Raw genomic sequence first — 12,070 nt, 5'->3', positions numbered from 1 at the left:
TGATGGTAAATTTAAATTATAGTTTAAGTTTCATGATATGGCTGGGTATGATCGGGTTGAGCAGCACCTGTCAGGCCCAGCAGAAACAGCTTCAATTGTGGTATGATAAACCTGCCACACATTGGGAGGAGGCGTTGCCATTGGGGAATGGTATGACTGGCGCAATGGTTTTTGGTGGAGTAAGCAAAGATCGTTTTCAAATTAATGACAATACATTATGGTCGGGCGAGCCTGAGGACGGAAATAATCCAAATGGCCCCCAAGTTTTACCATTAGTCAGGGAAGCTGTGTCTGCCGGCAAATACGAGGAAGCTGCTGTACTGTGGAAGAAAATGCAAGGACCATATTCAGCCCGGTATCTTCCTATGGGAGATCTTTGGCTCGATCTTCATCAGGATGAGAAGCAGGTAAAGCATTATAAGAGAAGCTTGGATCTGAGAAGTGCACTGAGCAGGGTAACCTATTCCTATCAGGGGGTTGAATACCAAAGAGAAAGTTTCGTCAGCTATCCTGATAAGGTTTTGATTATTCGGTTAAAGGCAAACAAATCCAAAGCGATTTCATTGGATCTGTCGATGAGCAGCAAGTTGCGGCATCGTGTATCTGCCCTGGGGAATGACCAGTTGCTGCTTACAGGTAAAGCTCCCAGTTTTGTCGCTAATAGAGATTATGAACCCCAACAGATCGTTTATGACAGCATTGAAGGAAAAGGCATGACCTTCGCCATGCAGGTAAAAGTAAAAGCTATAGGTGGAAAGGTACAGCAAGACAAAGATAAGCTCTGCATAAGGGAAGCTGATGAAGTGTTACTATTGTTGACCGAGACAACTAGTTTCAATGGTTTTGATAAATCACCTAGCCGACAAGGTAAGGATGCCAAAGCTACAGCAAACAGACTATTGGAAGAAGCGGCTGCCAAAAGTATGGAAACCTTATATGCCAATCATCAAAAAGATTATCATACCCTATTTAACCGGGTTGATTTTGAACTCAATGGAACATCAGTACCTAGCAATATGCCCACAGATCAACGAATCATGCAGTTTGCAAAGGGACCAGGAGATTTGGGCTTATTGACACTATATTACCACTTTGGACGTTACCTGTTGATCTCCAGTTCCAGACAGGGGGGAAGGCCTGCCAATCTTCAGGGGATCTGGAATGATCACGTGCAACCACCTTGGGGAAGCAATTATACGACCAATATCAATACAGAAATGAATTATTGGCTGGCTGAAAATACCAATCTTTCCGAATGTCACCAACCGTTGTTTGATTTTATGGAAGAATTGGCGGTGAATGGAGCCAAAACAGCTGCGGTAAATTATAACATCCATAAAGGGTGGGTTGTTCATCATAATTCCGATCTCTGGGCCAAGACATCACCTCCAGGAGGATACGAATGGGATCCAAAAGGAATGCCTCGTTGGTCTGCTTGGCCGATGGCTGCTGCTTGGTTTAGTACACATCTTTGGGAACATTACCGTTTTACTGGAGATAAGACATTTTTGAGAAATAAAGCTTATCCCTTGATGAAAGGCGCGGCTCAGTTTATGTTGCATTGGCTGATCATGGATAACGAAACGAAATACCTCGTTACGAATCCTTCTACTTCACCGGAAAATACGATTAAAATAGCGGGTAAGGAATACCAGCTGACAAAAGCTTCCACAATGGATATGGCGATCATTCGTGAACTGTTTACCGCGGTCATACGATCTTGCGATGCCTTAGAAATAGATCAGGAATTTAAATCCACCTTGGAACAGGCAGTTTCAAAACTCTATCCTTATCAGGTAGGTCAATATGGACAATTGCAAGAATGGTTTAAAGATTGGGATGATCCCAAGGATCAGCATCGGCATATTTCCCATTTGTTTGGATTGTATCCGGGTAATCAGATCAGTCTAACGGGAAACCCCGAACTGGCCGCTGCCGCCAAACGCTCATTACTCCTACGTGGAGATGTCAGTACGGGTTGGTCCATGGCTTGGAAAACAAACTGGTGGGCAAGGCTACAAGATGGAAACCATGCTTTTAAAATACTAAAGGATGCCTTAAATTATATTGACCCCAAATTGGATCGGGCACAGATGAGCGGTGGAGGGGCTTATCCCAATCTATTTGATGCTCATCCGCCTTTTCAGATAGATGGTAATTTTGGGGCTACTGCAGGAATGACGGAAATGCTTTTGCAGAGCCATGATGGGGCCGTACACCTACTACCAGCTTTACCGGACGAATGGTCAGCAGGAAGTATCAAGGGAATAAAAGCAAGGGGGAACTTTACGGTCAATATCAGTTGGCAGAATAACAGGCTCAAAGAAGCATCGGTTATTTCCAATATTGGAGGGGTTTGTCGACTCCGCACCACTGTTCCGGTCCAGATCATTGGATTGAACGGGCACATTAGGGCGGAGTCTGCAAATGAACTACTGTATAAACCAAGTTTGTTGCAGTATCAGATTGTAGATCGATCTAAACTACCGGTATTGCCGATAAAGAAAACTTTTGAGATTGAATTTCAGACGGTGAGAGGTGAGGAGTACCGTGTTGTACCACTATAATTTATAAAATGGAGGAAAAATGAATGCAAAATCAATGGTCAGATTTTTTTGCTCTTTAATTGGAATCGCTGTATTTCCGATACTAATGGGGGCAAAGGAGCCGGATAGCTATTCTATTCAGGAAGTCAAGATCGTTTTACGTCCCATTATCGAAAAAAAAACCTACTGGGCACTGAAGCAAAAGCCGCTAACTGTCACGGCTTACCATGCGGATCGAAGTGCCGGAGGTATACACGACTTTTATTCAGAAGGAGACTACTGGTGGCCTGATCCAAAGGATGGGCATGCCCCATATATTCAACAGGATGGCATGAGTAATCCTGCTAATTTTGTCGCCCATAGGAAGGCGATGATCCGTTTTAGTCAAATCATTGGTGCGTTGGCATCAGCTTACCGGCTGAATCCTGATCGGAAATATGTGGAACATGCACTTACCCATTTAAATGCATGGTTCGTAGATGCTGAAACGAGAATGAACCCAAATCTTCTTTATGCTCAAGCCATACAGGGCCGTTTTACAGGCCGCGGTATTGGCATTATCGATACTATCCATCTAATGGAAGTAGCCCAGGGAGTAAGAGTTCTGGAAAATGATCCACATTTTCCGCAGTCATCTAAAAATGCGATCCATCAGTGGTTTAAAGCATATTTACGTTGGTTGACGGAACACCAATATGGTAAAGATGAAATGAATGCTGCAAATAATCATGGTACCTGTTGGGTGATGCAGGTGGCTTCATTTGCGAGTTTGGTTGGTGACACTTCCTTACTCAATTTTTGTGTAGATCGTTATCAGAAAGTACTGCTGCCTAATCAGATGGAAGTAGATGGTAGTTTCCCCCTAGAATTAAAGCGTACCAAACCTTATGGCTATTCACTTTTTAACTTGGACGCCATGACCATGATTTGTCATATCCTGTCACAAGGAGATAGATCCTTATGGAACTATACATTGCCTGATGGTAGAACGATACGGAAAGGAATCGATTTTATGTTACCTTATATTAAAGACAAAGAAAAATGGCCTTATCAAAAAGATGTGATGTATTGGGATCAATGGCCTATTGCCCACCCCACTTTGGTGTTTTCTTCCTGTGCTTTCCAGAACGAAGCTTATTTTCGTCTATGGGCTGACCTTGACCATAATCCGACTGAAGATGAGGTGATTCGCAATCTGCCCATTCGTAATCCTTTGATATGGTTATAAAAAGCCTGGGCATTGCCCCATGATGACTAGCCAGATATTTTTCAAGTTAACCTTATTTCACCTAAAAAGTAATTGTAAAATGAATTTTAATGCATCATCTTTAAAAAGATATAACCATTTTCTGAATTGTGGTAAGCTAAAAAAAGAGTTTGTTATATGGGCTCTTTGTTTGATATCCAGTATGTGCTATCCCCCAGTTAGCATGGCCCAAAGTCCAGGTCAATCCATGAAAGCGTGGAATCTTGCCACTAGACAGTCTCAAGTACTTTACGAAGAGTTGCAGTTACTGAAAAGAAACGATTCATCCCTGGTGTCGCCCAGGACATTATCGGAAGATAATACGTTGGTCGCAGTGAAACGCGGCGATTGGACAAGTGGTTTCTATCCGGGAGTCTTATGGTTTTTATATGAGCGGACAGGAAATGCAAAGTGGAAAGAGTTAGCTATGGAAACCACTTCATCCATAGAAGCTGAACAGTACAACGGTAAAACCCACGATATGGGATTTAAAATCTATTGTAGCGTGGGAAATGGCTATAGGCTTACAGCGGATCCACATTACCGGGATGTAATCATCCAAGCCGCCAAAACTTTAGCAACACGTTTTAATCCCAGAGTGGGCTGCATCCGGTCGTGGGACCATAACAGCCATCGTTGGGATTTTCCAGTCATTATTGATAACATGCTCAATCTTGAATTGCTTTTTGAGGCTACGAAACTCACCGGAGACTCTACTTTTTACCATATCGCTGTTAGTCATGCAAATACGACGATCAAAAACCATTTTAGGCCTGATTATAGTACCTACCATGTCATTGATTATAACCCCAAGACGGGAGCAGTACAGCATAGGAATACCCATCAGGGGCTAAGTGATGAGTCTACTTGGGCAAGAGGGGAAGCCTGGGCCCTATATGGTTATACCATGTGTTATCGGGAAACAGGTAACCCTAAATATTTAGCGCAAGCTGAGAAAGTGGCAAGCTGGCTTTTTGCACACCCGCATATGCCCAAAGATCTAATCCCTTATTGGGATTTTGATGCACCCAATATTCCGGATGAACCACGTGATGTATCGGCAGCGACGGTAATTGCATCCGGTTTATTGGAATTGAGTACTTTCAGCAAACAGGGAAAAGATTATGCAAAGAAAGCACAGACAATATTATCTAACTTGATCGATAATTATATGTCACCGCCCAATAAAAATAAAGGTTTTATATTATTGCATAGTACCGGTTCGAAACCCAGTAATACAGAAGTTGACAAACCGTTAAGCTATGCCGATTACTATTTCTTGGAAGCTTTGCTCCGAGAAGAAAACCTGCGTTCGGAACGTGTACAGTCAAGTCTCGTCAAAAAAGATCCAGAAGGAAGATTGATTTATTTTCCTGATGAAAAAGGTAATATAATTCCCGACTTCAGTCGGGTCGGTTATCATCAAGGCGACCGAAATTTACCAAGTGTCCCCGTGACCATCACGATAAAACCTACTCTGAACGGTCATGACCAAGAGGCCATACAGGCTGCGATTGATAAAATATCGGCAATACCACAGGATAAAAATGGCTCTCGGGGAGCAATTTTACTTCAGAAAGGTGTCTATAATATTCCTGGAAGCCTCACGATTCGATCGAGCGGTATTGTCCTTCGTGGGGAAGGGGATGCCGAAGGGGGAACCTTACTTCGTGCCACTGGTCGGCAGCAACGGAGCCTACTGAAGATTGTTGGTGAGGGGGAGTATATGGAAGATCATGCCCGAAAAAAAACTGTTAAGGAGCAATACGTTCCTGTAGGGACCAGATATGTAATCGTAGAAGGCAATCATGGATTTTCTGCTGGAGAGCCTATACTTTTATCCTATGTGCTGAACGATACCTGGATTGCCGCAACCAAAATGAACCAGATCGTCGCACGGGAGGGAACAAAGCAATGGACCGCCAAAGAATATAATTTGAAATTTGAACGTAAGATTACTGCTGTCCATGGGGATACACTTATGTTGGATAATCCAGTTGTAATGGCTATAGATCCCACCTTTGGCGAGGTAGCTGTTGTCCCATTTGGATTTTCAGGGCGTATTGAAGAAGTGGGTGTTGAAAATTTGCGTTTTGAATCCGAATATGTCAGTGATACCGACGAAAATCATGGTTGGATAGCTGTCGAAATGAACAAGGTCGAAAATGCATGGATAAGCAATATTACTGCCCGTTATTTTGGTTATGCAGCTGTAAGCTTGGGGCCTTTGGCCAAACAAGTGACCGTAACCAGGTCTAAATGTCTGGATGCAAAATCTCAGATTACCGGTGGGCGCCGTTACTCATTCAATAATAACGGACAGCTCAATTTGTTTAAAAGTTTGTACAGTTCCGAGGGGCGGCACGACTATGTAACAGGAGCCAGGACACTAGGTCCAAACGTATTTAGTCTATCTGTCGCTGAGCGTGTTCACGCAGATATCGGACCACATCATCGATGGGCAGTGGGTACTCTTTATGATCAGATTGAGACAGATGGAGAAATCAACGTTCAGGACCGTGGAAACTGGGGAAGCGGACATGGTTGGGCCGGAATCACCCAGGTCCTATGGAATTGCAAAGTGGAGCATGCCACAGTTCAAAGGCCATGGGCTTCCGGACAAAATTTTGCCATTGGAGTGGATGGAGAGAAAAGTGCTGGCCGGTTTACAGATCGGATTGATGGATTCTGGGAGAATCAACATAAAAAGATGCTGATTGAGTCACTTTACGATCAACAATTAAATGATCGATTAAAACAATAACTGTTGGCGTTTATAGAAAGGATTGATTATTTTTAGCAATCCATTTCAATTATAATACCTTATGATGCCATTACGTAGCTGTATACTTTGGGTTTTGAGTACTTTGGGTATGCTTTCTATTTTACATGCACAGGAGAAGAATTATCGTTTTCTACATGTAGATGTCAATGAAGGGCTATCCCAAGGCAGTGTTTTTGCCATTGAACAGGATCACCTTGGATTTATGTGGATTGGAACACGGGATGGCCTGAATAAATATGACGCCAGAAAATTTACAATTTATAGAAGCAACCCACAGGATAGCCTTTCTTTAGATCACAATTTTATACAGACAATTACGGAAGATAAGAAACATCGCCTTTGGATAGGAACAACTGGTGGTCTTAATTTATACAACCGTGATTCTGATAATTTTATTCGTATTTCTTTACCTACTGTTGAGAGTAATAATGGAAAGGTAGAAGTAAATGTGCATCAGATCTTCCAAGATTCTAAAGGAATTATTTGGGTTGCCACCAGTGTTGGCCTATATAAAATCAAGGAGGGGCCTCAATTAGAGGCAGAACTTGTTTTTAATGAAATAACAGTTGAAGGAAATAATGGCCGGGAGTATTACCGAAATTTTAGAACGATTTACGAGGACCATCAGAAAAGACTTTGGTTTTGTACAGATGATGCCATTGTTTTGATGCAGGCAATATCAAAAGATGAAAATAGATTAAAAATTTTACACATCTATTTTAACCAGAAAACCTGGAATAAGAATGTAAACCAACGGTTTCAGGCCATTTTGGAAGTCAGTCCCGGTATATTTTGGGTAGGTACCAAATATAATGGGATAAAGGTCATCAATGAGCACACTGGGCAAATATCTTCGTTGACTGGAGATGATAACCGTTTTACAAATCTGGCAACTCAAGATGTTCGTTCGCTGAAAAAAGCGGTGGATGGAAGCATTTGGATCGGGACATTCAATGGCCTTTATTTGTATCAAAAGGGGAAATTATTATTTATGCAATCTGATGACGGCAACCCCAATAGCCTGAGCAATAATTCTATACGCCCCATATTTCAGGATAGGAGAGGTTCTATTTGGATCGGGACCTATTTTGGTGGAATTAATATTTATGATAAGGATATTCCGAATTTTCAAAATTTTACCCATCAATCACGGCGAAATAGCTTGAGCTACAATGTTGTCAGTGCTTTTGTGGAGAATGCGAAAGGTGATCTTATCATCGGCACTGAAGGTGGAGGTTTGAACTATTTTGACCGGCTAGGCCACTCTTTTCGGAATGAACGGCATGAAAAAAACAATAGTAATGGTTTAAGCCACAATAATGTGAAATCCATTTGTCTTGATCGGGCAGGAAACCTTTGGGTGGGCACCTATGATGGTGGATTGAATCTGAGACGGACAGGCCAAACGGAATATGAGCACTTTCGATATGATCCAAATACGACCAATGGGTTAGCTAACAATAATGTATATGCCATATTAGAAGATCGGCATGGTGATATATGGATCGGGACCTTTGGAGGAGGTTTGCAAGTCTTGCGAAAGAATCAAAAACCAGGAAATTTCCAAACTTTTGATGTCAGTAAAAAACAGCTGAGTTCCAATATGGTCCGTGCATTATTGGAAGATTCAAAAGGTAATCTTTGGATAGGCACTTCCAATGGGCTGAATCTTAAGATTGCTGGTTCCGACAAATTTATCGCCTTTTTTAACAATAAGAATGACTCGCTCTCCATCAGTGGTAATGATATTATTAGCATTCATGAAGATAAAAAGGGACAAATTTGGATTGGGACATATATGGGCGGGTTAAACCTTTACTTACCCGAAAAGAAAACATTTAAACGGTTTAATGAGCATAATGGTTTACCTGTAAACAATGTGTTTGGAATTCTTAGCGACCTGAAAAATAAATTATGGTTGAGTACAAACATTGGGATAGCCTGTTTTGATCCACAGTCCGGTCAGGTGCGGACCTATACGAAAATAGATGGGCTTCCAGGAAATGAATATATCCAAAATGCCGCGAAAGCGTTGCGTGATGGCAAATTCGCTTTTGGTAGTTTCTCCGGATTTACCTTATTCAATCCGGATAGTTTAAGTGTAAATAATTACGTTCCACCAATCCAGTTTACTAATCTAAAACTATTTAATAAAACAATAAGACCTGGAATTGATGGTGTTATTCCAAAAGATATTTCCATGATGGATGAATTGGTGCTCGACCATAATCAAAATGTATTCAGTCTGGAATTTAGTGTGTTGAATTATGTACATCCCGAAAAAAATAAATATGCTTATTATTTAAAAGGCTTTGATCAGGAATGGAATTTTGTGAATAATCCGATCGCTACATATACTAATTTGGATCCTGGCCATTATGAACTTTACATCAAGGGAGCTAATAACGACGGTGTCTGGAATGAAAAAGCAACCGTTATAAAAATAAGAATTCTTCCAGCACCATGGAAAACATGGTGGGCATATACGCTTTATGTATTGCTTCTTGGGTATATTGTATACGCTATTGTCCGGTTCTTCCATGGCCGCAATAAGCTTAAACGTGATCTTCTGATTCGACAGCTGGCATCCGAACAGCAAGAAGAATTGCACGAAGCTAAATTAAATTTCTTTACGAATATATCGCATGAATTCCGTACACCCTTATCATTGATCATTGGACCATTAAATCAATTGAAAACAGATCATTCCCTGTCAGCATATGCCCAAGAACATTTAGGTTATGCAACAAGGAATGCCGATCGATTAATGAACTTAGTCAATCAATTGCTCGATTTTCGAAAACATGAGGGGGGAAAGATGAAATTGTTTTATCAAAAAGTAGCCGTAGTCGATTATCTTAAAAATATTCTGTTGAACTTCCACTTTATAGCAGAAAAAAATAATATTACTTTTTCTTTAGAAGAGGATATTCCAGACGGTTATACAGCGGTTTTAGATCCAGAGCAATTTGAGAAAGTTCTTGTCAATCTGATTTATAATGCGTTTAAATTTACGGATCATGGAGGTAAGATAAAGGTCCAAATTGTTATCGATGGCGAAGGAGAGGATGCTAAATTACTTGTGTCGGTATGGGATTCTGGTCGGGGAATTCCGACCAAAGATATTCCTTTTGTATTTGAACAGTTTTATCAGGCCAATACCGAGGGCTTTGCGGCTACCAGTAGTGGTATCGGACTTGCTTTATCGCGATCCATTATCAATTTGCATGGTGGAACATTGACTGTGGAGAGTAATATGGCTAAGGATTCTTCGGTTTTTAATACAGTCTTTCGTATTAGCCTACCACAAAAGAACCTCACTGTAGATGACTTGTTGGTAACAGATACCAGGTCTCGACTGGATGGAGTTAGCGCTGTTGACCATAGGTTTCCTGTCGATACTGAACCTGCTGAACCCGGTGCTCATCTGTTGGATCTGGACTTAGACCTTGTCGAGGAAGATAAACCAATTATTTTAGTTGCAGAAGACAATGTGGAGCTCAGACGTTTTCTTTGTGAAAATTTAAGAAAAAAATATATTGTTTTAGAGGCAAATGATGGAATTGAAGCCTTGGAAATCATCCATAAGAAACAGCCTGATATTATCATCTCTGATGTGACTATGCCAAAATGTGATGGTATTACATTATTACAGCAGGTCAAAAATGATAATCATACAAATCATATTCCTGTTATTCTGTTAACTGCCCGTACTGCGGATCCATATATTACAGAAGCATTTGAAGAAGGCACTGATGATTATATTACCAAACCTTTCAGCATGCCACATTTGATGCAGAAAATATCAAATATTATTCAGACGCGAAAGCGCTTGGAGGAAAAATTTGTTCAGCATTATCTTTTGGGAGGGCATGAGACAGATGTACCGGAAAGAACGCGGTTTTTGGATCAGGTATTGACTATTGTGGAGGAAAATCTAAGTTGTGAAGATTTTGGTGTGCAGGAGCTGACGAAAGCAATTGGAGTGAGCAGATCTGTTCTGTATCGAAAAATTAAACAGCAAACAGGATTGAACCTAATTGAATTTATCAATATGGTAAGGTTGAAGAGAGCTGCATATATCCTGTTGAACAATACTGAATTGAGTATTAGTGAAGTAGCCTATCAGGTTGGCTTCAATGATCCAAAATATTTTAGTAAATCTTTTAAGAAATTCTATAAGGAAAGTCCCCGGACATACGTTGAAAAATTTAGTGTTAAGGAAAGGTAGTCCAAAAAAATACTGATTAATCACCTTAGCCTTCGGGTAAATGATGTTATGATCTATTATCGTTAATGAGTTTACTAATAAAAAAAAGAGTAACAAAACCCAATAAGGCAAATATAGCGTAGCCCAGTCCGATTTGGAGCTGAGAGGAAGGGTTAATAAGACTGACAGTGAAATAGCTGAGCGAAGATGTCACCAAATAGGTAATGCCTCCGACCAGTCCACCTGCGATTCCTGCTGACAAAGGAAACCGTCCCAGACAGTAACTGAAGTAATTGTTGAATATAAAGCCTGCAGTACAATGGATTAAAAAGGCAAAAAAAGTCAGTGTGTACAGATTGGCTTGGTAAGGTGAAACAGCAATCATTAAAATGATGAGTATGATCTGTATGAAATTGGCGATTCTCAATTTTGGGATCAGTGTTCTTTTGATCAGTGCCTTACCGATGAAACCGCCACACATCCATGCGAGTCCCATAATAAGTGAAGTGTAGCCAGTAGTAATCGCACTAAAACCAAGCTCATGTTCGATAAAAAATGGACCACTCAGGTTGTAAAACATCACCAGGCCATAGGAAATTCCACACATCAATACCCCAAACGTAAAATCGTTGGTCCGTAACATCATTCTGAATTCGGCAATAAGATACTTGATATGGAGTGTTTTTCTCTGTTTGATTGTTTCACCAGAGAAGATCAACTCCAGTACAAAAAGTACAGCACTATAAATCGCAAGTACGAAGAAATTTGAGCGCCATCCGAACTGCGTCTGAAGATAACCACCAATAAATGGGGCTATGATCGGACCTATGGACCAGACAATTGTCATGATACTGAGGTAGTGTTTGCGTTGTTCGCCTTCATATACATCAACGAAATATGCTCTTTTCGAGATTACGACAAAGGCAGATAAGATTCCCTGGAGAATACGCATGAGATAGATAACCCAAATATCCTGGGTTGTTGCTGTGACCCAAAAGCTAAGGATAAAAAGAAAAAGGGAGATGAGATTGATCCGATACCGGCCCCAGGCATCTACTAGTGCTCCTGTGAAAAATTGAGCAACACCATAGCTGATCAAAAATAAGGATAGCGTAAGCTGGATTTTGCTTTCATGGAGACCAAATTCCTGAGCCATTTGCGGCATAGATGGTAAATAAATATCAGTGGCAAGGCCGGTAATCGGAACAAGGGCAAAAGCCAGTATTGTAGGAATGAAAGATTGCTTGGGTTGAGTGCTTTTTTCCATGTTGATGATTTGTCGA

General features: G+C 41.0%; 5 protein-coding genes. 4 read left to right on the top strand and 1 reads right to left on the bottom strand.

Translation table 11 applies throughout. The annotated features are described in order from the left end of the window. Positions 1–2 precede the first annotated feature (2 nt). The 4 genes from HX021_RS07435 (at position 3) to HX021_RS07420 (ending at position 10,808) form a co-directional block, all read left to right on the top strand. Positions 3–2,567: a glycoside hydrolase family 95 protein gene (locus HX021_RS07435; protein WP_286589517.1), complete on the top strand. Its 2,565-nt coding sequence runs from the start codon at positions 3–5 to the stop codon at positions 2,565–2,567. A gap of 19 nt (positions 2,568–2,586) precedes the next feature. Next, entirely contained in the window at positions 2,587–3,774 is a 1,188-nt protein-coding gene (locus HX021_RS07430; protein ID WP_286589516.1) for an alginate lyase family protein, read from the top strand. Positions 3,775–4,000: 226 nt separating this feature from the next. After that, a complete protein-coding gene (locus HX021_RS21670) occupies positions 4,001–6,556 on the top strand; it encodes a glycoside hydrolase family 88 protein (RefSeq protein ID WP_353621023.1) in 2,556 nt (851 codons plus the stop codon). 61 nt (positions 6,557–6,617) lie between these two features. After that, positions 6,618–10,808 carry a two-component regulator propeller domain-containing protein gene (locus HX021_RS07420; RefSeq protein ID WP_286589515.1) on the top strand — a complete coding sequence of 1,397 codons (4,191 nt, stop codon included), beginning with the start codon at positions 6,618–6,620 and terminating at the stop codon, positions 10,806–10,808. Between the two features lie 46 nt (positions 10,809–10,854). On the opposite strand, the gene HX021_RS07415 is transcribed toward HX021_RS07420, so the two are convergent. Continuing rightward, entirely contained in the window at positions 10,855–12,054 is a 1,200-nt protein-coding gene (locus HX021_RS07415) for an MFS transporter (protein WP_286589514.1), read from the bottom strand. Positions 12,055–12,070 lie beyond the last annotated feature (16 nt).

The organism is Sphingobacterium sp. N143 (genome assembly GCF_030325625.1).
Taxonomy (GTDB): Bacteria; Bacteroidota; Bacteroidia; order Sphingobacteriales; family Sphingobacteriaceae; genus Sphingobacterium.
Note: the sequence above shows the minus strand (reverse complement) of the source record. Positions and strands in the feature narration are given on the sequence as shown.

What these genes read in the sequence shown, in the direction of transcription:
- HX021_RS07435 (WP_286589517.1), top strand. Translation starts at nt 3, where the DNA reads ATGGTAAATTTAAATTATAGTTTAAGTTTCATGATATGGCTGGGTATG.
- HX021_RS07430 (WP_286589516.1), top strand. Translation starts at nt 2,587, where the DNA reads ATGAATGCAAAATCAATGGTCAGATTTTTTTGCTCTTTAATTGGAATC.
- HX021_RS21670 (WP_353621023.1), top strand. Translation starts at nt 4,001, where the DNA reads ATGAAAGCGTGGAATCTTGCCACTAGACAGTCTCAAGTACTTTACGAA.
- HX021_RS07420 (WP_286589515.1), top strand. Translation starts at nt 6,618, where the DNA reads ATGATGCCATTACGTAGCTGTATACTTTGGGTTTTGAGTACTTTGGGT.
- HX021_RS07415 (WP_286589514.1), bottom strand. Translation starts at nt 12,054, where the DNA reads ATGGAAAAAAGCACTCAACCCAAGCAATCTTTCATTCCTACAATACTG.